Source organism: Gimesia sp. (genome assembly GCF_040219335.1).
GTDB lineage: Bacteria > Planctomycetota > Planctomycetia > Planctomycetales > Planctomycetaceae > Gimesia.
Genome location: NZ_JAVJSQ010000005.1, coordinates 377,501 through 397,461, shown reverse-complemented (window position 1 = coordinate 397,461; position 19,961 = coordinate 377,501). Strand labels below are relative to the sequence as shown.

The following is a 19,961-nucleotide window of genomic DNA, read 5'->3' as shown; positions in this document are numbered from 1 at the left end:
TTGGGTGATGTTCAGGCAGCCCGGCGCTGATTCAACTGCAGATGGACGGCACTCTCGTCATCCTGGTCCGGCCCATCCAGGGTTTCGCGGGCCAGCTTGAGTTCAGTGCGTGCCTTGTCCAGCTCGGCATGAGTTCCGATGTCCGACCAGTATTCATGGACCGGAAACACGGCGACCCCCGGTTGACTGGTGAGGTTCGACTCGATCAGGTCGGTCATGTTATAGGGCTGATTACGCGGGACCTGACTGACGGCCTCCGGGGAGAGGGCATAGATTCCCGCATTACACAGAAACTGTTGCGATGGTTTTTCTTCCAGGCGGACTGCGAACGGTCCATCTGTCTTAATCACGCCATAAGGGATTTCAACGTGATAATCGATGGCAGCGACCGTGAGCAGCGACTCATGCTGCAGATGAAAGTCGAGCAGCGACTGATAATTGATTGATGTAAAGACATCGCCATTCATCAGCAGCAAAGGTCCTTCGGGTGTCTCTTCAATCAGAGATAAGGCTCCCGCGGTTCCGAGTTTTTCCCGCTCGTGTAAAAAAACGATCTCGGTCCCGAATCGGCTGCCATCCCCGAGATGAGATTCGATCATCTCGGCAAGGTAGTTCACAGCGATATAAATTCGCTCCACTCCCGCGGTTGCCAGACGACGCACCTGCCGTTCGATCAATGGCATCCCACCGACTTCTACGAGGGGCTTGGGAAGATTTTCTGTGAGCGGTAACAGTCGCCGCCCTTCTCCTCCTGCCATGATGAGAGCACAGCTGTATCCCGTCGCCTGTCCGGTGTCGGTCCGACGGGTCAGCTCGGAAGAGAGTACGACTTTGACGACACGATTCTCGGCATCGACCAGCGGCATTGCTTCCAGGCCGCTGGAGTCGAGCAGTTCCACGAGCGATGACTGAGGCATGGCCACATCGGCCCTGGTTGGCCGGCAGTTCATAATCTGGGTCACCGAATCCTGCAGGCGAAGACCGGCCAGCAATCCGCGACGCACATCACCATCGGTAATGACCCCCTGCAGCTTTTGCGCGGGATCGACAACGACCGCGATCCCCTTCTTGCCAGCCTCGATGGCGCGAATTGCTTCTTTGATATCTGCAGATGCGCTGATCAGACAATCATTCATAACGTCCATCCCTGGCCCACTTTATCCGAACAGGGATTCCCTCTCCCTGATTGATTCCAGCTTCTCGATGTCGGGCTTAATCCAGATCATGAAACGATTTCTGAGTCGTCCGACGGGGAAAATGCTCCTTGAGAATACTGATAATTTGCGACGTCGTCTGCCCTGCTCCATAAGGGTTCCTTGCCTGCGAACGCCGCTTCTGGAAGTCGGAAGAATACAATGTTTTAAAAGCCGACGCTATACCTGTTTCCGTGGGCTCACAATCGATGACCAGTTCCGATTTGATCCGCCCTGTCTGACGGTTGCCGATGTTAATCGTACCGATTCGAAATCCAGGTGCCTCGATGATGCCGCTCGACGAGTTACCCACGACCGCATCCACAAACTGCATCACCGACAAATACCGCAGTTGCCCCAGGCTAACATGTGAATGAAATCGATCCGGGTTTTTCGCTGCAAAATCATCGATCAGCTGATTGATGATTCGCCCGTCGGTATCCGCATTTGTTTTCGTGAAGATGACATTTGTGTCCGCCTGCTGCTCCAGCACGTTTAGCAGGCTCTGGACCTGCTGCTCAGACGAATTGTGCTCCAGCGTCACGGGATGAAATGTGCATAACAGATTGTGATTATTAAACTTAAACCCCAGCTGCTGCTCCAGATCTTCGCGTGAGAGCAAAGGGAGTCGACGCAGGTTATCTAATCCGATCGCCCCTACATTGAAGACCCGCTCGGGGGCTTCTCCCAGTTGAATCACCCGCCGGCGATAGGCGTCCGTGGAGGTGAAATGCAGGTGGCTCATCTTGGTGATCGAATGCCGCAGTGCATCGTCAAATGCGCCTTCGGTCACTTCTCCTCCGTGCAGATGAGCGACGGGAATACGACTGATGTGTGCTGCGGAGACGGCGCTGAAAATCTCATAACGATCACCGAGCACCAGAATCAGATCGGGAGTCAGGCGGGCATACGCTTCGGCAAAACTGATCAGTCCCAGGCCCATCGATTTACAGATGCCGACCGGGGTATCGGAACTGAGCACAACTTCGACTTTTTCGTCAATCGTATAACCGTCTGCTTCGATCTCGCGATAGGTCAGTCCGAATTCGGGAGACAGATGCGATCCGGTCACCAGCAGTTGCAACTCGAAACTCTCAGCGGCGCGCAGTGCTTCCAGCAGAGGGCTTAACAGACCGTATTCGGCCCGTGATCCGGTGACAACGCAGACACGGTTACTCATAACTCAATGATTTCGTCTTCGACATAATCTCGCCGAGCCACCTGGTTGATGACCTGATCCCACTGCATCGGACTGATCCCGGTTCCCGGTCGTTTCACGCAGAGGTTCTCTTCTGTGAACACGTCTCCCTGCTTGATATCCCCGGCAGCGACGATGCTTTTGCGGACCACAGGTTTGTTCTTGGACTCTGAAGCGGAAGGTCGTTTGAGCGGACTGCCCAGCGATTTTTCCGTGTTGCGGATTCCGCGTACCAGCATCAGCAGTTCGTCCGGTTCCAGTGATGCCGCATGATCCGGGCCTTCCATGTTTTTATCGAGCGTGAAGTGTTTCTCAATCACGGTGGCACCGAGGGCCGTTGCGGCAATCGAGACTTCGATGCCCAGCGTATGGTCCGAATAACCAACTTTCACACCAAAGGCATCGCGGATGGTGAGCATTGCCCGCAGGTTAACATCCTGAATGGGAGTCGGATACTCGGTATTGCAGTGCAGCACGGTAATATTTTCGCGGGAGACGCCGTTGTTGATCAGAATATTGAGTGCGTCTTCAATCTCTCCCAGATCGGCCATGCCGGTCGAGAGGACCACCTGGTTAAAAGTCTGGGCGACTTTTTTCAGGTAGGGGTAATTCGTGATCTCGCCTGAAGGGACCTTGATCAACTGCAGTCCCAGCGATTTCAGCAGATCGATGCTGTCCAGATCGAAGGGAGTCGAAATGAAAACGATGCCGGACTGTTCGCAGTAATCGAACAGTTCGCGGTGCGTCTCCTGGTTGATCTCCAGTTTTTTGAGCAGGGTAAACTGGGTCTCCGATTCCCCGTTCAGGCTGTTTTTCATCTGGTATTCAGCCTGGGGCGTTGATTTGCAGACCAGCTTTTCCGTTTTAAAAGTCTGGAATTTGATCGCATCGGCGCCGGCCTGCACGGCGGCATCGATCATTTTCTTCGCGGTTTCCACACTGCCATTATGGTTTACGCCTGCTTCGGCGATGATGAATACGCTCATTTCGCGGGTACTCCTTTTACTAAGGCTCCATCCTCAACATCCCGGACCACGACGGCTCCTGCGGCGACGACCGCATTGTTACCGATGTGCGTGCCCTGAATTACCACGGCACCGGCTCCCAGGAATGCATTCTCGCCGACGGTGACGCCACCACTGAGGATGACGCCCGGTGCGAGAAACGCATGTTGTTTGATTTCACAATCGTGGTCGATGCGGGCTCCCGTATTGACCACGACCCCGGCTCCAATCCGGGTCTCTGTCTGAATTATCGCACCGGCCATCACCTGTGCTCCCTCGCCTAATATCACGGACGGTGAGAGAATGGCACTGGAATGAACCAACGGTGGTTGTTCGAATCCGAGTTCGCGGAGTTGACCGTACAGCTTCCGCCGCAAGTTGGTCGAGCGGGTGCTGCCGACCGCCACCACGGCATGCTGGATCCCCTGCTCATGCTGAGCACGAAGCTCTTCGTCGGTTCCCAGCACCGGGACTCCTTTGATCTGACTTCCCACTGCGAGTTCCGGATCCAGAATACCTGCCGGCATATAGCTGTCCCATTCCAGAAGGAGATCGATGAGGACCCTGGCATGTCCTCCGCCTCCGAGCAGAATGAGTGGTGTGCGGTTCTGGTTCATGACGACTCGAAATAAGCTTTGATGCATTCCACGACGTACCGGATGTCGGCTTCGCTAAGCTGCACACTGGAGGGAATCGAGATGCAGCGGGCATAGGCCGCTTCGGTCTCTTCCAGCTGGTATGTCTGACAATTCTGATACATGGACAGGGTATGCATCAGCTTCCAGGCAGGCCGGACCTGCACCTGGCGTTCGAGTAAATACTCCATCAGCGGCCCTCGATCCGCAGGAGGCACGAGCAGCGCACAGAGCCAGAAGTTGCTTCGCGCCCAGGGCTCTTCCCAGGCCAGTTCCACCTGGGGAATTTCTGCCAGCAGTTCACGGTAAAGACAGGCGTTACGACGTTTGACTTCCAGAAAGCCATCGAGCTGCTCCAGTTGGGCAACTCCGAGTGCCGCCTGGATATTGGTGAGTCGATAATTGAATCCGACCTCATCGTGTTCGTATTCAAAGGGCCTGCGGTTGGCCTGGGTACTCAAGTGCCGAATGTGACTGGCGAGTGCTTCATCGCTGGTAGTGACCATCCCTCCGCCGCCACAGGTAATTATTTTGTTGCCGTTAAAAGAAAAACAGCCGACCTTCGCGAGTCCGCCCGTTTTGCGTTCGCGATAGTCTGATCCCAGGCTTTCGGAGGCGTCTTCGATGACAGGCAGCTGAAACTCCACTGCAATTTCATTCAGTGGGTCCATGTCGACCGGATGACCGAAAATATGCACCGGCAGAATCGTACTGACTCTGCGACCGGTGCGACGGTTCAAAACAACGTCCGCCTCACGGGTACATTCTTCTGTCAGGAATTGCCGTACTTTGTCGGGATCGAGATTGAAGGTCGCGGGATCTGATCCAATAAAAACCGGCTCGGCTCCACAGTAATGAATGGCATTGACGGGTGCGATAAAAGTGAAGCTGGGGGCCAGCACTTCATCGCCGCGTTGAACGCCACACGCCAGCAGCGCCAGATGCAGGGCTGCCGTTCCATTCACTGTAGCGACGCCGAACTGCGTTCCGACGTACTCACTGACTGACTGCTCGAAACGATCCACATAGGAGCCGACTGAAGAGACCCAGCCTGTGTCCAGGCAGTCTTTCAGGTAGTTCCATTCATTGCCGGTGAGGCTCGGTACCGATAACGGAATCGTTTCGCGCATGACTCGCACAATTCATAAAAAAGCAACAGCGAGGAGAACAGAATTCAGGCGGCTTTAGACCGGGGTGCCACCTGCAGCTGATTTTTCATCAACAGGCTGGCGACGAGGAATTCCCACTCTGTATCAATTTCCCATGATCGTTCGGTTGGCATCAGGTAACCGTAGGTCTCACCTTCCGGCCGAAAGGTTTTTGATTCACGAAACGCTTCTGTCTGGACAACATACACGGCGCCATTAAAAGCATAGACGTCTTCCAGCAACTGCCTGCGGAGCTGTGACTCATCCCGTTGTTCGGTCAGTTCGACCAATAGTCCGTCCTCAGTCATCCCACGCATACAGATCGGGTGACTGGGTGCGTGCATCATTCCAATTACGGATTTTGCATTTTTCTGCCGGGCGAAGTCGAGTGCGCCGTCAATGTCGGCTGCGATGCGAAACGGAGACGTCGGCTGCAGCATGACCACATATTCTGCGACGAACTGGTCGTGCTCTTCGAGCCAGTCAATCGCATGTAAGACCACATCGGCGTGGCTGGAGTCATCGAGGGCCAGTCTGAGCGGTCGCAGAAACGGGACTTCGGCTCCATACTGCCGCGCGATGGAGGCGATCTCTTTGTCATCTGTAGAGACCACAACCCGGTCCAGCTCCTGACTGGCCAGCGCCGCCTCGATTGTCCAGGCGATCAATGGTTTGCCTGCCAGTTCCTTGATATTTTTGTGGGGGACTCCCTTGGAGCCTCCTCGAGCCGTGATTAAGCCAACTGCACCGGCCATCCCTGGCCCCCCTTCCTGATTAGCGCTTCAAGTCAGAGCAGTCGCGGTATTTTGCATCCATTCCACGGCTCTGACAGTCTGAAAATTCCTGCGAATTCACTGCGCAGGGATCATATTTCAACCTGTTTTTTGTGTAAAGGTGGAAACGATCCCGGCTTGAGACGTGAGTCGCGCAGAGGAGTTTTGCCGGGGATCAGGCGGCATTTTGCAGGGTTTCAGCCTGACTGTCCGGAGCGTCGGCATCTGTTTCAACAGGTGGCGATCCCAGGCTGGCTCCTCTCGCGGAGACCCCGGCTGCACAGGTCAGGCCCATCAGATAACCAAACAGCCCTCCCTCGGTGGTATCCAGCATCAGCGAATTTACCAGACAGACGATCATGTACACTCCCACAACCGCCTGAGCAAACGCTGGTTCCAGTCCGGAGAGGCCTCGGGTAGACCGCCAGCAGAACCAGAACAACAGCAGAAACAAACCAACTCCCACCGCTCCATTCTGGACCAGCAGCATCACATATTCGTTGTGCGGGTTCGCTGTCACCATCTGCCCCTTCTGCTCCATCAACTGGTCGTAACGGATAGCGAAACTCCCCGTTCCGGAACCAAAGATCGGGCTGGACTGTGCCAGTTCGAGGCCATTTAACAGGAACTCAATCCGCAGGTTAACGCCACTGGCATGATCCTGCGTCTGGTGGTAATTTCGGATCTCGGAAATCACCAGATCGATGCGTCTCTGAAAGCGATCTGAAGACTGATAACAGATCATGCCGATGACCAGTACGCAGGCGCCCGCGGGAAGAATCCCCTTATATCCCAGCTTCTGGTACATCAACACGCCAATCAGCACGCCGACCGCCAGATAGCCCGAACGGCCCGGTACGATTAACAGAACATTTACGGTCGCAATCAGCAGGACAGCGCCCCAGAACCAGTTTTTGCGGGGTTTCTCCAGAAACCGCCAGGCAGAAAGATAGACCAGAAACGACATTAAAATGTTCTGGGTGATCCGGTTTTTGAAGATGGCATGATCGTGCGAAGGGACATCCCATTCGATGCCAAACATCCAGCAGAACATGGAGACAGCCAGTGTCAGCAGCAGGGCCAACTCAAACATGCGAATGCCGCGCAGGCGGACTCGACTGTCGAGAAAGAAGGAAAGGTAGATCGGAATCATCAGAAACTGACGGTATTTAAACAGGTTCCTGGTAGCCAGTGAGAGGGTCTGGGGCGTGTAGAGCAACCCCACTGCCAGGGTGCAGAACAGGATCAGTGAAACCGTGGCGACCCGGTATGTTCGGAGCAGCTCGAAGGTTACCCGATACTGTCCCGAAAGAAACCAGCAGATTACAACTCCCACGCTGAACGCTGAGGTCAGACTGGTGGAGATCGGAATCGCAAAGCCGACGCCCAGCGCGAACCAGAGCCCGGTGCGAAATGAAAGCTCCTGGAACGTTGAGCGTTTCAGCTGCATCACCGGACCGGAGTCTAACTGGCTTGGAAGACCCTCAAAAATATGCATAAATTCAGATTCCGTCAGACTGCTTCTATTATTATCGTATCAGGAACAATCACACCAGGAGTCCAGAGAGGCAATAGTCTGCAGCAGTTCAGGTTTATCAATAGCAGGAATGTAAATTCCGTGCGATACTAATTTTTCACGCCTGAACAGCAGACAACCTCCTCCCGGCATCCTGCTCTGCTCATTAATCAACGTTTTACGAGTCTCAGTTAGTTCCTTCACAGCGAATCACTTTGCGAATCGTCTGTATCAGGATCTGAATATCATACTTGAGACTGCATTGCCCCACGTATTGCAGGTCATAATCGATGACCGCCTGTTGAGACAGGCTGCTGCGTCCGGAGACCTGCGCCAGCCCTGAGACGCCGGGACGGACACTGGCCCGTTTGCGGCGTTCATCAGGTGTGGCGTTTTCCAGTTCAAATCCGATATAAGGACGCGGTCCGATGAGGCTCATCTCCCCGCGAAAGATATTGATTAATTGAGGCAGTTCGTCGAGGCTGGTCTTGCGAATCAACTTACCGATCCCCGTCACGCGGGCATCGTTGGCAGAGGTGAACTGGGCTCCCGTCTTATCGGAGCCGGCACGCATCGAGCGAAACTTGAAAATCGAGAATGGTCGTTCGTTAAGCCCCAGTCGCTGCTGACGGAAAAAGACCGGACCGGGAGAAGTGAGTTTAATCAGCAAAGAGATCACCAGAAACAGCGGGGCCAATGCCACCAGGGCCAGGCCACTCAGCATGAAATCTGCGGGGCGTTTCCAGAAATAACCCGTGCGAGCCTCGTGAGAAACCACGGTCGGTTCTGCAGGCATGTTTCGGGGATCAAAGTGAGGACCTCCTGACTGGCGGGCAGCAGAGTGACTCGTTGATTGTGATAGGCGTTGCTCATCCATGAGTCTGACCTGTTCCGAAATAATGGTGTTTGAATACGAGAATCAAGCGGCCTGTTTGGGCACCGCCTCCAGCTCGACCGAACTCTGGATACCCAGTTCTGCATACGTCGGTGCATGATCGAACATGGTATCAATAAAAGTGCGCTGCCAGATTTCGAACGCGAGCAGCGCCCGCAGCGTGCGCGTGTGATTCATCCGCCCCGACTGGTGATCGCGGATCATTTCGCCGACGCGATCCGGCTGAAAGATTCCCCGCTCCAGCGAACGTGGCGAGAGCAGAACTTCATTCACAAAGGGGGCCAGCTCCCGTTTGAACCATTCGCCAATGGGAACTGTAAACATCTGTTTTTTACGGTAAATAATGCTCTGGGGCAGTATTTTTTCGCAGGCTTTTTTCAGGATCGATTTGGTCATACCATTGCGGAGCTTCAAGGCACCGGGTATCCGGAAGGCGAGGTTAACCATCCGATAATCGAGGTACGGTGCCCGCGGTTCGAGCGAGACTGCCATCGCCATTTTGTCGGGTTTAACCAGGTTGTTTCCGGGTAGCAGCAGTTTGGTATCGAGGGCCAGGGCCTGGCTGATCGGATCCAGATGTCGGAACTCGGCCAGATGCGTACGGGCATACTGTGACGCATCGGCGGAGGCGAGCTTTTGACTTGTTTCGCTGGTATACAGGGACCGTTTTTCCGAAGGACGAAACAGGCTGATCGCACTGATATACGCATTTTCGATCTGTTCGCGAGGGAGTGTGAGGTCCTGTCCGGCGAAGAAATTGCGATGCACGTCGTAACCGGCGAACAATTCGTCGCTGCCATCTCCGGTCAGCACCACTTTAACCGACCTGCGGGCCAGTGAACTGACGCGGTGTGTCGGCATGAATGAGACATCGCCGTGCGGCTGGTCATTGTGATAGACGGTCAACGGCCAGCTGGCAGTCAGGTTGGGATTCAATACTTCACAGGTATGACTGGTACCGCAGAGCTCTGCCACTTCCCGGGCATAAATGGATTCATCAAAACGGGGATCGTTAAAGCCGATACAGAAAGTCTGTACGGGATGAGGCAGTTCGCGACTCATTAACGAGACGACTGAAGAACTGTCGATGCCACCCGAGAGAAATGCACCGAGAGGTACATCGGCCCGCAGGCGGATCTGTACCGCCGACCGTAAGGTTTCAATAATTTCTTCGCACCAGGATTCTTCCGTACGACACTCAACGGGGCTGTCAGCCAGGTTCCACCAGCAACTCTGTTCGGTTCCCTGCGGACTGATCTTGAGCATCTGCCCGGGCATGAGATGGGTGATGTTCTGATAGAGTGTGATTGGCGGCGGCACGAAATTGTAGGTCAGGTAGGCATCGAAACCTTCCCAGTTCATTTCGGCTTTGACGCCCATCGCAAACAGGGATTTGATTTCCGAGGCAAACATCAGTCGCTTGCCATCGTCATATAAATAGAGTGGTTTCTGCCCAATGCGGTCCCGGTAGAGCAACAGACTCTGTTTGCGCAGATCGAGGATGGCAATCGAGAACATGCCGTTCAGCTGTTTGACAAAAGCTTCCCCGTCCCGTTCGTAGAGGCGCAGAATGACTTCGGTATCGCAGGTGGTTTTGCAGTGCAGTCCCTGGGCCAGCTCTTTGAAATTATAGATCTCACCATTCTGCACGACGACGATCTGCCGATCGTCGGAAAACATGGGCTGGTGTCCGCCCGCGAGATCGAGGATCGAGAGGCGCTGATTGCCGACGAGCATGCCCTCTGCTTCGAACCAGCCCCGATCATCGGGGCCTCGATGCCGCATCCGTTCACATGCCTGTTCCGCTAATGCAGTTCCGAATGGGCGTCGCTCACGATCATACCCACCGATAATCCCACACATTACGAATCCTTTCGTCTGCTGCTACTGTTCACGTATTTTTACCGGATCCCATCCGGGTCGCGTATTCTCGACATTGTCGGCTGATTGCGGAAGAGCAATTTTCGCTCCCAAACCGAATATTAACGTGGAAAAGTGAAAAAGTTGCCAAAACCTACCCCACACCTGAACACTCAGTCAGAAGCAGCTCGATTGACTGCCTGACCGGAATTCGTCTTGACAGAATTAAGCAGATCAAAGTTAATCCGACAGTTCGCAAACCGGGTTAGATTACTCGATTACAGTCATAAAATTCGGATAGATTTAGCTTATTTATGCTTCCTGGCCCCACACAATCCAGACGAGTTCTCGCAGTCAGCTATGGAGGCGGGCATGTGCTCATGCTGATCCCCGTGCTCAAATACCTGCAGTCGGTTGGCTATGACGTGCAGGTTGTCGGGCTGACCACCGCAGCCGCTGCGCTGCGGAATGCTGGGTTTTCTCCCCTGGGCTTTAAAGACATTCTGAGGTCGGATGAAGAACGGGCCCGCAATCACGGTGCCCGTCTGGCAGGCGAAATGCATCAGCCGGGTAAGGTCAATTCGCTGGAAGAATCGATCGCCTACCTGGGATTATCCTACGCCGATCTGGAAGATCAGCTGGGCGAAGAGGGTGCCCGCGAGGCCTTCCAACAGCAAGGCAGACAGGCGTTTCTCCCCCGCGGACCGATGCGTCGTTTTTTTGACGCCTTACAGCCGGATGTTGTGCTGACGACGAATTCGCCACGGGCCGAACTCGCTTCGATCCAGGTTGCTGCCGAACGGGGCGTCCCTTCTGTCGGTGTTCTCGATCTGTTTGGTCTGGGATCCCATAACGATATTCCCGCCGACTATGTCTGTGTTCCTTTTCAGCAGGCAGCCGACAACCTGATTCGGCGTGGTATCCGACCGGAAGCCTTGCGGGTTACCGGCAATCCAAATTTTGACTGGGTACACCAGTTTTCAGAAAACACCAGCCAGGCCGCAGACTGGCGCAAAGCACACGGAATTGGTTCTGAAGATCTGCTGGCGCTGTTTGCCATGAAGCCGGTCTGGGATGAAAAAGAAGAACTGATTGTCGGCAGCCTGGAACGGGTACTGCCCGACAAACCCGAACTCAAAATCGCACTCCGGCCGCATCCGAACGGCGACACCCGACTGGCGGACAACGTGATCGCCCGGTTGGGCTCGTCCGCATTTGTCGATGACAAAACGGCTTTACCGGTCGCCATCGACAGTTGCGATGCGTTGATCACTCACAAATCAACGGTCGCTGTAGAAGCCGCGTTACTGGGCAGGCAGGTCGCCCTGTTTCATACCGATCGCGATTATTCGACACACGCGATTCCGTTGAGCCTGTATGACTGGAGCAGCCTGTCCATCACGGTTGAGGAAGGCGTGGAAACGTTAAAGGCAATACAGAAAGAAACGAGACAGGCGCAAGAGGAAAGAGGAAAACAGATCCGCGAGGCCTGGAACTGTGATGGTAACTGCCCTCAGCGGATTGCAGAAGTCGTGATCCAGGCCATCGAGTCTGGATCACATCAGAGCGCTGCCTGACCGAGACCGGAACTTTATCTGAAATTTCGTTGAACTCATACCTGGAAGAACTAAGCCAACCGCTAACAGAATCTCAAATCGCTGCCGGAGTCATCCGTGGGGCGATCGGACCAGTAAATCGAACAGGATACGATTATGACATTACAAGCGCAGCAGGATCAGACTTACCGTTTCTTCAAATCACACGCCAAAGCCTGGCAGGCCAAAACGGAGGACGAAGTCTACAGCACGATTCATAACCGCCATCAGGCTGTGTTCGAAACCATGAAGAAATATCCTGCTGGTTCCGCATTGCTGGACGTGGGCTGCGGTACCGGTCAGCTGGCAATTGAAGCTTCACAGAAAGGCTGGCAGGCGCAGGGCATCGACTTTGCAGAAGACATGATCGAAATCGCCAAAGAGAATAATCAGCAGGCTTCTGCTGGTGCCGAGTTTCAGTGTGGATCCATTTTCGCTTTTGAACCGGAAACCAAATATGATGTGATCAGTGCCCAGGGTTTTATCGAATATATCTCGCTGGGACAGTTGGAACAGTTTCTGGCCTTCCTGAAAACCATCTGTAATCCGGGTGGTTCGATTGCCATCGGTTCTCGCAACCGTCTGTTCAACGTGCACTCGATCAACGAGTTCACCCGGATCGAACATGAACTGGGAACCATGGATTCTCTGATCGAAGAAGCGATTGCCCTGCATACCAGCAAAACCCAGGCAGAAGCCGTTGAGTGTATCCGCAATCTGAAATCGGAATACGTGCAGCCCGACAAACATCCGCTGACCGGAATCGGCGTTGATACCCGTTACCAGTTCACCCCCAGTGACCTGGCGAACAAAATGCATCAGGCTGGTTTCACCGTGAAAGCGGTCTACCCGGTGCACTTCCATCCCTTCCCCGTGAATACGATGCAGGATGCTGAAATCTCTGAAATCCATAAAGAGATGGCGCGCTTCGCTTCGGACAAGATGATTACCAACCATCAACTGGTTCCGTACTCCTCTTCGTACGTGCTGGAAGCGGTCAACGCATAATCAAGTCGGATTCTGTCATGCACGCCGAATTTGTAACGGTCATGTACCATTACGTCCGGGAGATCCAGAATTCGTCTTACCCCGGGATTAAGGGGCTTGAATTTGAGGGATTCCAGCGGCAACTGGACTATTTAAGCAGTCGGTATGAAATCATCTCGGCTGACCAGTTAATCGCCTGTCTGACGGGTGACGCCGCTGATTTTCCGGACAATGCCTGCCTGCTGACCTTTGATGACGGTTATCGGGATCACTATGATTACGTTTTGCCGGAACTGGTCAAACGGAATCTGAGTGCCTGTTTTTTTCCGCCAGCGAAACCAATTGAAGACCACACGCTGCTGGATGTCAACGCGATTCACTACATCCTGGCAGTCGCCGACGATGTGGAACAGCTCTCCCGGGATCTGCTGGACGAGCTGCGAACGCGTGATTTTTCGGAAGCGTATCTCACCGAATGTAGAGACCGACTTTCCGAGCCCAGCCGCTATGATCCCGCGGAAGTTATTTTCTTCAAGCGGATGCTGCAACGGGAACTGCCGTTCGAATTACGCTCGGAGATTACGACGAGTCTGTTTGAGAAGTATGTCGGCAAAACGGAAGCGGAGTTCAGCAAAGAACTCTATATGACGACCGACGATCTTAAAGAACTGATTCGGGAAGGCATGTATGTCGGCAGTCATACGTACCACCATTTCTGGCTGAATGCCGTGGATGCGGGAACTCAGGAACAGGAAATCGATCGCTCTCTGCAGTTCCTCTCCCGCATTGGTGCCCCGACTCATAACTGGATCATGTGCTATCCATATGGTGCCTACAACCAGGAAACCCTGGAAATCCTCAAACGCAAAGACTGTCTGCTGGGTTTCACGACGCATGTGGGCAATTCGATTCTGGATCCGCAGCGTGCTCTGGAACTGAGCCGCTTTGATACCAACGACTTTCCACAGTAAGCAACTTACTTACTCCGCTCCAAGCATGCTTTCTACGTCAGCGGTTTGGCAATGATGGCTTGCAGGACCTCGGTCACCCGTGCGACGATTCCGGAAAACATTTGGGCTCCCTTTTCCGGAGACGCCAGATCCGGGCGGCCGGTGGCCCCGGCGCTGGTTCGCTGAAACATATCGCGACAATGATAGACGCCGTCCAGCAGGTCGAGTTCGTAGTCGTTGAAGTTCTCAATTTTGGCGGCGTGTACGAGTTCGGGACGCAGATGCATGATCAGCGACGTTTCCGCCTCGCAGGCATGTCCGACTGTTTTGCATTCCCCTTCCATCAGCGCTGCAATTTCCTGTTCGGCGATAGACCAGTAGGAAGCCGCGAGCAACTGGCAGTCCGGGTAATGAACCTGGAGACGACGCAGCGCGGTCTGCATCGGTCCGATATTTCCGCCATGACCATTAAGAATCAGAATGCGCTGGAAGCCGTCATTCAGTACTGACTCGCAGATCTCGTAGAGCAGCGTTTCGTAATTTTCCACGCGGGGTGTCAGTGTTGCCCCCCAGCGGAGATGATGCTGACTGGCTCCTAGCCATTGTGTCGGCAGGAGCAGCAGCGATTCAGGCAGGTTCTGTTCTACCGCTTCCGCAATCGCGGTGCAGATAAAGTGATCGGTGCCGGTCGGCATGTGGGGGCCGTGCTGTTCGACGGCGGCGATCGGAAGCACCACCAGTGTGTCTTCGCGGGGCACGTTCTTAAGTTCGACGGCAGTCATTTCTAAAAATTTCATGACAGATTACTCGCTGGATTTTTGAGAAAGTGTCTTATGACTACGCACAACATTCCAAAATGTGAGCGGTTCCTCTTTCGAGTCCCTTGAGGAAGGAGCTCCGTGAATCAGGTTGGAGACCAGGCTCACGCCCAGGCCGATGACCAGACTCAAGCCAAAACCGATGGGCCAGTACCAGACCGAAAACCAGTCCGAGTAAAGATACATCAGGGCGATGGTAATGACCGCCCCCACAAAGGTTCCCACCCAGACGCCGGCAGTTGTCGTATTCTTGAAAAACAGGGCCAGCACGAAGACCGCCAGTAACGGTCCCCCAAAACCGGCGGTCATTTTTTTACCGATCGCAAACACGTCCCCCATCTCGCCGACATTACAGGCAAGGAACACCGAGAGAATCCCGATCAGCACGACCAGTGCCCGGTCCTGCAGGACTTCGGTTTTATTGTTCTCCGGTTTCCAGTGTGGCATGTGGCGATCGCGGAAATCGACCATCAGCGCGGTTGTTACAGAGTGAATGCCCGAGTCGATACTCGACATGACTGCTGCCATTAAAGCCACCAGAAACAGACCAATGACCCCGGGAGGAAAATGCAGGCGGACATATTGCGGCAGTGCCTGGTCCTGCTTATTCAGAGCCCGAATGTCTTCGGCCACATATTGAGGATACGACTGATAATATTCGGGAACCGACACACCAGGTGCCCCGTCCGTGCGCCAATCAGGCAGTTGCCCATCCAGTTCTGTGGCGAGTACTGAGACCATCTCTTCGGGGAAGTGCTGGTAGTGCGAGTACAGTCCGATCCCGATGGCCAGCAGACCAGGGACTACGGTCCACATCCCGAGTATGTTGATCATGAAACCGATCTGGGACGTTCGTTCGGAACGGGCGGCGATGTAGCGCTGGACGGCAACCTGGTCTGCACCAAATGCGGAAAGTCCTTCCAGAAACAGGCCGATGAGCAGCGCCCAACTGCCGTATTCCAGTGTCATCGAGGGAGTGAAATCGATCAGCACATTACTGCGTCCCTCGAAGTACGTCGAAATGACACCCGAGACGCCCCCCTCGGTCTGGCTTAAAATCAGGCCAAGTGTCAGCAGAATTGTGAGACTGAAAATGAAGAACTGCATCACGTCGGTCCACATCACAGCCCGCAGACCACCGAGCATCGTATAAAAAATGGAGACGATGCCGAGGACGACGATGACCATGGTCTGATCGACCTGCATCACGTTGGCCAGGACGACCGAGGCGGCATAGGTTGCGGAAGCCATCCAGCCGATTCTGAGAAAGATAAAGAGTCCGCTGGCCAGGGAACGAACCGACACATGATAGCGGCGTTCCAGATATTCATAAGCGGTCTGACATTTGAGGCGGGCATAAATGGGAATGAAGACCCAGAGCACCAGCGGCGCCATCAGTGAAATCGAAATCAGAAACAGGCTGATCCGCAGACCGCTGCCATATGCGATGGAGGGGTACATCACGAAACTGTTGGCGGAAAACAGCGTCGCCATCACACTCAGACCGACGGGCAGCCAGCCCATCGAATTTCCGGCGGCAAAAAATTCCTGCCGGGTCTGATTGCGACCGAAATAGATCCCCAGGCCCACGGAGACCAGCAGGTAAGCCAGAATAACACCATAATCAAGCGTATGCATCTTGCAGACTGTCCAGAAAAATCAGGAAGGAGGGCAGCGATTCGTTTCGCTGCCTGGAGGTTGCCAGTCAGGATTCCGCCGTCTCATCAACGAAATCAGTGAGTGGCACTTTCATCAAAGCGAAATTCCGCCTTGCCGGTGAACGTGGTTGAGGGAATCGTCGGACAGATTTTTTTCTCAATATGTTCCACAACCAGTTCGGTCCCCCGGAAATGACTGATGGGAGGATCGTTCTGCTGGAAAAGCGAATCGGTGAGATCCCGGCAGAGAACCGCATTTTTTCCCTGGTAGACCATCTGTCGTAATCCAAAGGGGCGGCCGCAGACACACAGGTTGGTGTGCACGCCCATCAGAACTACATTCTCAATTCCCCTCTGTTCGAGCAGATTAAAAACTTCCTGGCCGTTATCGCTGATGGCATCCTGGTCAGCGATATCAATGGTCGCGATCTGACGGGTCCAGGGAATTTTTTCGCCCTTCCAGTGCCGCAGCCCGGTTTCATCGGGAACCCAGCCTTTGCAGGGCACTTTACAACCACAGCCCCCTGCCCGGACGAAGTCGAGCGGCTGCCCTTCTTTTTCGTCATTCCAGTATTTCCATTTGAAATCCAGAGGTGCATGAACAAAGGGTGCATCGATGGCGCGTTGTCGCTGAGGGGTATCGGCATAAAAATTCATACGTCCGCTGGGAGCATGAATGATAAAGACTCCCTTATCCCGGGCCGCTTTGAGTGTTTCGTTCATCGCGGGCGCCATTTCGGCAACCCGTTTGGCGGCCTGTTTACAGGTATGATCGTCCCACATGTCACAGACGATGATCGCTGTCTCTTCCGGTTTCCAGTAGAAGGCTTCTTTGACAGGACGATATTTTCCCGTGTCATCGGCAACGCGTTTCTGGAGAACGACGGGAAACGGTTTGGTTTCCGTCTTTTTCTCTGCCCGCCCCTGTCCTGCAGGAACGAAAATGAGTGTCAGCAGCAGAGCCGCTGCGATAAGACCTTTTCCCCGATTTTGAAACGAGTGCGGATCCATGGTTCCCTCTCAATTTAAATTAAAAAATATCAATCTCTGCGCGCTTCAAACGAATCTATCATATCAAAAGCGAACCATATAAAAAGGAAACTTAATAAATCTCGGGAGTTTCTGCCTGAAGTTTGTGGTACCAGGGGTTACAATAATTAATCTGACGCGCTCTCTGGATCAATTTTTATAGAGAGAATCCCCGAGGTTGCCATGACAAAAGCTGTCTGCTTTCAATGCGGCCATATCAAATTTGGCTCGTTCATGCCCTGCGACCAATGTCAGACCCGGCCCCGGACGGATGATGAAATGATTGTGTCCCTGGCCATGAGCGATCATTACTTTGCGAATCCGAGACTGGAACAGATGAGCCAGTACATTCAGGAACATGACAAGCCACCACAGCTGGATCCGGAATCCGAAAAAGTATTTCGTCAAAATTTTGAAGAGGTCAAAGCATCCGGCGCTCTGGATCAACTGTTCGAGGAAGGCGAGGAGACCTGAAACCGGGAATCGAATCGTGCGAACAGAATCCAGGGGGGTGATGTTGACCTGGTCAGGAAACGCACAGAAATGATTTCTCAAAAAAATGCCCCCCAGCCCCGCGTCTCCGTCTATGCCAGCGGCGAACAATCGCTGATGGACGCGTCCCAGGCCCGCCGGCAGCGTTTTTTTCTGCCGATTTTGAAGCTGTTTGTCCGCTCCGGGATCACGCCGAACCTGCTGACCGGCCTCTCACTGCTGTGCGGCATCGGGTTCTGCTTTACTTTTGGGCAAAGCTGGGAAGGAGCGCGGCTGATTGCGCTGGGACTGCTGTTTTTGCATTTGCTGCTGGACGGCATTGATGGTCCCCTGGCCCGTTTCATGGGAACGGCGGGGAATCGCGGCTCATTTACCGATACGACAGCAGACCAGTTAGTCGTTGCTTTTACGACGATTACACTGATTCATTTTGATGTGGTCCATGCCACGGTCGGGGGCTTGTATCTGCTGTTTTATACGCTGGTCGTGGTTTTCGCGATGATTCGCAGTTCGCTGGCCATTCCCTACAGCTGGCTGGTTCGTCCCCGGTTTATGGTCTATGCATGGATTCCCATTGATGTTTACTTCCTGCCGGGCACACTGAATTACCTGCTCTGGTTATGCGTGCTCCCGCTGGCCTGGAAATCGATCACCGGATTTTACAAAATCCGGAAACAACTCTGACGAGCTGAATCCGGATCTGTAAAAAATAGAAACGCGAATCTGATTATTTGGTTTTCAGATCAAACTGAAAATCGTTTTCCTGATCGGCTTTGACATCGGCACTCAGAGTTGTCTGCTCGTTGTATTTGGCCGGAAGCAGTTCATTGCCGGGTTCTTCCGGATTTTTTTCTTTCGAAATTTTGACGGTATAATTTCCAGGAGTTGCTCCAGTGACATCCTGGTTATACATCAATTCGAATTTTCCGTTTTCATCGGTCATCGCGAAGGCTGTTTTTCCCTGCTGGGGCTGGAAAAGTACATTGGCCGCCGGCAGTGGATTGCCATCCAGACTCACGGTTCCCGTTACTGTAGCCAGTTCGGGCAGCGATTCGCCGCCGGAACAAGCCGTCAATGCTACGACTGCCAGCAGGCAGCCGACGATTTTTTTCTCAAACGCTCTGTGTTTCATGACTTTCATCTGTCTTTCAGTGAATATACTCCCCGTGCGTCAACGGATCGATGGCCGTTGATAAGTGCCAGTCATCGAAAACATGGCAGTTCAGGGAGCGTTGAATCGAAAATCCCGCTGCCTCCGTATCAGAACGGTGCAGCGGGACATTGATAAAGCATTTTGAATATTAGAATTCGCCGATGACTTCACCGCCGCTGGCAGAAATCAGCGACTGCACGACGGAAGTCATGTCGGCATTTTCACTCAGGAAGCGGACGGCTCCGTCAGCCAGGAGAATATGCACACCACCGGTGTGTGAACTACCGGCGCCCCAACCATAAACCCGCTGGCTGTAGGCTGCATTCCGGGGGCGATTAATCCCCTGTCCGGTGGGACGGATGGAATTGGTATGGGTGTATGTATCCCAGTAGGGACCGAAGCCGACATAGACGTCTGAACCGCTGGTCGTTTTCTCGAACGGAGTTTCAATCAAGAGCATGGTATTACTGGTTCCGTCTTTGATCGCAGAAATTCTGGCTGATCCATTCAGGCCCAGTGCGGCTTTTTTGGAGTAGGTGTCCCCCTGGAAGGAGCTGACTTTATCTGAGTCATACTGATTCGCGGCGACTCCGTAGCTGGTACGGTGCGCACCGTTCGAGGTGTAGCTACCTGCTGCGCTCTGGGTGCCTTTCGGGTTACCACTTTCAGAGGGACAGATAAATACCGGAAGCGTTGAGTCAAGCAGACCAAACTGGTTAGCAGTGGTGGGTGGCGCGGTATGTCCACAGCTGGAATGCATGGCAGGTCCACTGGGAATCGACCAGTTATAGAGATTGTAAAGTGGTGCCTGATCCAGGAACGGCAGAATCATCTGGAAACAGGTGTGATTCATGATGTTATTGGTGGAAAAAACTGACGTGCAGTTAGCACTGCCAGGATTAATCGCTGCGGGGGGCAGAACGCGGTGGGTGTCGTGATAATTGTGAAACGCGAGGCCCAGCTGTTTCAGATTGTTTTTGCAGGTACTGCGACGGGCTGCTTCACGTGCCTGTTGTACGGCGGGAAGCAGAAGCGCGATCAAAATCGCAATAATGGC

19 protein-coding genes (1 of these 19 cut by a window edge) are annotated in these 19,961 nt (G+C 53.7%); 5 read left to right on the top strand and 14 right to left on the bottom strand.

What is annotated here, in order from left to right; genetic code table 11:
• Window positions 1–11: 11 nt before the first annotated feature.
• The 9 genes from RID21_RS05540 to asnB form a co-directional block, all read right to left on the bottom strand.
• Window positions 12–1,136 carry a nucleotidyltransferase family protein gene (locus RID21_RS05540; RefSeq protein WP_350187593.1) on the bottom strand — a complete coding sequence of 375 codons (1,125 nt, stop codon included), beginning with the start codon at window positions 1,134–1,136 and terminating at the stop codon, window positions 12–14.
• 76 nt (window positions 1,137–1,212) lie between these two features.
• A complete protein-coding gene (gene neuC, locus RID21_RS05535) occupies window positions 1,213–2,373 on the bottom strand; it encodes a UDP-N-acetylglucosamine 2-epimerase (RefSeq protein WP_350187591.1) in 1,161 nt (386 codons plus the stop codon).
• Window positions 2,370–3,377: an N-acetylneuraminate synthase gene (neuB, locus tag RID21_RS05530; RefSeq protein WP_145038470.1), complete on the bottom strand. Its 1,008-nt coding sequence runs from the start codon at window positions 3,375–3,377 to the stop codon at window positions 2,370–2,372. Before neuB ends, neuC begins: the two co-directional genes overlap by 4 nt.
• Complete coding sequence (locus tag RID21_RS05525) at window positions 3,374–4,039, bottom strand: acetyltransferase (protein ID WP_350187590.1); 666 nt, start codon at window positions 4,037–4,039, stop codon at window positions 3,374–3,376. Before RID21_RS05525 ends, neuB begins: the two co-directional genes overlap by 4 nt.
• Window positions 4,009–5,160: a LegC family aminotransferase gene (locus tag RID21_RS05520; RefSeq protein ID WP_350187588.1), complete on the bottom strand. Its 1,152-nt coding sequence runs from the start codon at window positions 5,158–5,160 to the stop codon at window positions 4,009–4,011. The genes RID21_RS05525 and RID21_RS05520 overlap by 31 nt, the downstream gene beginning before the upstream one ends.
• Window positions 5,161–5,204: 44 nt before the next feature.
• Complete coding sequence (locus RID21_RS05515) at window positions 5,205–5,933, bottom strand: acylneuraminate cytidylyltransferase family protein (RefSeq protein ID WP_145038464.1); 729 nt, start codon at window positions 5,931–5,933, stop codon at window positions 5,205–5,207.
• Window positions 5,934–6,126: 193 nt separating this feature from the next.
• Window positions 6,127–7,449 carry an O-antigen ligase family protein gene (locus tag RID21_RS05510; RefSeq protein ID WP_350187587.1) on the bottom strand — a complete coding sequence of 441 codons (1,323 nt, stop codon included), beginning with the start codon at window positions 7,447–7,449 and terminating at the stop codon, window positions 6,127–6,129.
• Between the two features lie 205 nt (window positions 7,450–7,654).
• Entirely contained in the window at window positions 7,655–8,344 is a 690-nt protein-coding gene (locus tag RID21_RS05505; protein WP_350187585.1) for a sugar transferase, read from the bottom strand.
• Between the two features lie 42 nt (window positions 8,345–8,386).
• The gene (gene asnB, locus RID21_RS05500) at window positions 8,387–10,225 is read right to left on the bottom strand and encodes an asparagine synthase (glutamine-hydrolyzing) (RefSeq protein ID WP_350187583.1); all 1,839 of its coding nucleotides are present in this window, start codon (window positions 10,223–10,225) and stop codon (window positions 8,387–8,389) included.
• 371 nt (window positions 10,226–10,596) lie between these two features.
• Between asnB and RID21_RS05495 the strand changes: the two genes are divergently transcribed.
• The 3 genes from RID21_RS05495 to RID21_RS05485 all read left to right on the top strand — a co-directional run bounded on the left by RID21_RS05495 (window position 10,597) and on the right by RID21_RS05485 (window position 13,775).
• Entirely contained in the window at window positions 10,597–11,799 is a 1,203-nt protein-coding gene (locus RID21_RS05495; protein ID WP_350187581.1) for a glycosyltransferase family protein, read from the top strand.
• A gap of 135 nt (window positions 11,800–11,934) precedes the next feature.
• Complete coding sequence (locus RID21_RS05490) at window positions 11,935–12,825, top strand: class I SAM-dependent methyltransferase (RefSeq protein ID WP_350187580.1); 891 nt, start codon at window positions 11,935–11,937, stop codon at window positions 12,823–12,825.
• A 17-nt stretch (window positions 12,826–12,842) separates the two neighbouring features.
• Window positions 12,843–13,775 carry a polysaccharide deacetylase family protein gene (locus tag RID21_RS05485; RefSeq protein ID WP_350187578.1) on the top strand — a complete coding sequence of 311 codons (933 nt, stop codon included), beginning with the start codon at window positions 12,843–12,845 and terminating at the stop codon, window positions 13,773–13,775.
• A gap of 32 nt (window positions 13,776–13,807) precedes the next feature.
• Here RID21_RS05485 and RID21_RS05480 read toward each other — a convergent pair whose 3' ends face one another.
• From RID21_RS05480 to RID21_RS05470, 3 genes are all read right to left on the bottom strand, one after another.
• Entirely contained in the window at window positions 13,808–14,551 is a 744-nt protein-coding gene (locus RID21_RS05480) for a creatininase family protein (RefSeq protein ID WP_350187577.1), read from the bottom strand.
• Window positions 14,552–14,557: 6 nt separating this feature from the next.
• Entirely contained in the window at window positions 14,558–16,210 is a 1,653-nt protein-coding gene (locus RID21_RS05475) for a sodium:solute symporter family transporter (RefSeq protein ID WP_350187576.1), read from the bottom strand.
• Between the two features lie 95 nt (window positions 16,211–16,305).
• Window positions 16,306–17,241, bottom strand: coding sequence for a hypothetical protein (locus RID21_RS05470; protein ID WP_350187574.1), 936 nt, complete (start codon window positions 17,239–17,241; stop codon window positions 16,306–16,308).
• Window positions 17,242–17,538: 297 nt separating this feature from the next.
• Between RID21_RS05470 and RID21_RS05465 the strand changes: the two genes are divergently transcribed.
• Entirely contained in the window at window positions 17,539–17,733 is a 195-nt protein-coding gene (locus RID21_RS05465; RefSeq protein ID WP_350187572.1) for a hypothetical protein, read from the top strand.
• Window positions 17,734–17,802: 69 nt separating this feature from the next.
• On the top strand, window positions 17,803–18,435 hold the full coding sequence (locus RID21_RS05460) for a CDP-alcohol phosphatidyltransferase family protein (RefSeq protein ID WP_350187571.1): 633 nt from the start codon (window positions 17,803–17,805) through the stop codon (window positions 18,433–18,435).
• Window positions 18,436–18,478: 43 nt separating this feature from the next.
• On the opposite strand, the gene RID21_RS05455 is transcribed toward RID21_RS05460, so the two are convergent.
• Together RID21_RS05455 and RID21_RS05450 are read right to left on the bottom strand one after the other, a co-directional pair.
• Window positions 18,479–18,883, bottom strand: coding sequence for a carboxypeptidase-like regulatory domain-containing protein (locus RID21_RS05455; RefSeq protein ID WP_350187570.1), 405 nt, complete (start codon window positions 18,881–18,883; stop codon window positions 18,479–18,481).
• A 169-nt stretch (window positions 18,884–19,052) separates the two neighbouring features.
• Window positions 19,053–19,961, bottom strand: the 3' portion of a protein-coding gene (locus tag RID21_RS05450; RefSeq protein WP_350187569.1) for a DUF1559 domain-containing protein. The gene runs 60 nt beyond the window's last position; 909 of the gene's 969 nt are visible here — the last part of the coding sequence; its start codon lies beyond the right edge, outside the window — the gene reads right to left on this strand; its stop codon occupies window positions 19,053–19,055.

Coding starts and splice junctions, on each gene's coding strand:
- RID21_RS05455 (WP_350187570.1), bottom strand. CDS start 18,883: ATGAAACACAGAGCGTTTGAGAAAAAAATCGTCGGCTGCCTGCTGGCA.
- RID21_RS05465 (WP_350187572.1), top strand. CDS start 17,539: ATGATTGTGTCCCTGGCCATGAGCGATCATTACTTTGCGAATCCGAGA.
- RID21_RS05460 (WP_350187571.1), top strand. CDS start 17,803: ATGATTTCTCAAAAAAATGCCCCCCAGCCCCGCGTCTCCGTCTATGCC.
- RID21_RS05470 (WP_350187574.1), bottom strand. CDS start 17,241: ATGGATCCGCACTCGTTTCAAAATCGGGGAAAAGGTCTTATCGCAGCG.
- RID21_RS05515 (WP_145038464.1), bottom strand. CDS start 5,933: ATGGCCGGTGCAGTTGGCTTAATCACGGCTCGAGGAGGCTCCAAGGGA.
- RID21_RS05510 (WP_350187587.1), bottom strand. CDS start 7,449: ATGCATATTTTTGAGGGTCTTCCAAGCCAGTTAGACTCCGGTCCGGTG.
- RID21_RS05540 (WP_350187593.1), bottom strand. CDS start 1,136: ATGAATGATTGTCTGATCAGCGCATCTGCAGATATCAAAGAAGCAATT.
- RID21_RS05520 (WP_350187588.1), bottom strand. CDS start 5,160: ATGCGCGAAACGATTCCGTTATCGGTACCGAGCCTCACCGGCAATGAA.
- RID21_RS05480 (WP_350187577.1), bottom strand. CDS start 14,551: ATGAAATTTTTAGAAATGACTGCCGTCGAACTTAAGAACGTGCCCCGC.
- RID21_RS05490 (WP_350187580.1), top strand. CDS start 11,935: ATGACATTACAAGCGCAGCAGGATCAGACTTACCGTTTCTTCAAATCA.
- RID21_RS05525 (WP_350187590.1), bottom strand. CDS start 4,039: ATGCATCAAAGCTTATTTCGAGTCGTCATGAACCAGAACCGCACACCA.
- neuC (WP_350187591.1), bottom strand. CDS start 2,373: ATGAGTAACCGTGTCTGCGTTGTCACCGGATCACGGGCCGAATACGGT.
- asnB (WP_350187583.1), bottom strand. CDS start 10,225: ATGTGTGGGATTATCGGTGGGTATGATCGTGAGCGACGCCCATTCGGA.
- neuB (WP_145038470.1), bottom strand. CDS start 3,377: ATGAGCGTATTCATCATCGCCGAAGCAGGCGTAAACCATAATGGCAGT.
- RID21_RS05505 (WP_350187585.1), bottom strand. CDS start 8,344: ATGGATGAGCAACGCCTATCACAATCAACGAGTCACTCTGCTGCCCGC.
- RID21_RS05485 (WP_350187578.1), top strand. CDS start 12,843: ATGCACGCCGAATTTGTAACGGTCATGTACCATTACGTCCGGGAGATC.
- RID21_RS05475 (WP_350187576.1), bottom strand. CDS start 16,210: ATGCATACGCTTGATTATGGTGTTATTCTGGCTTACCTGCTGGTCTCC.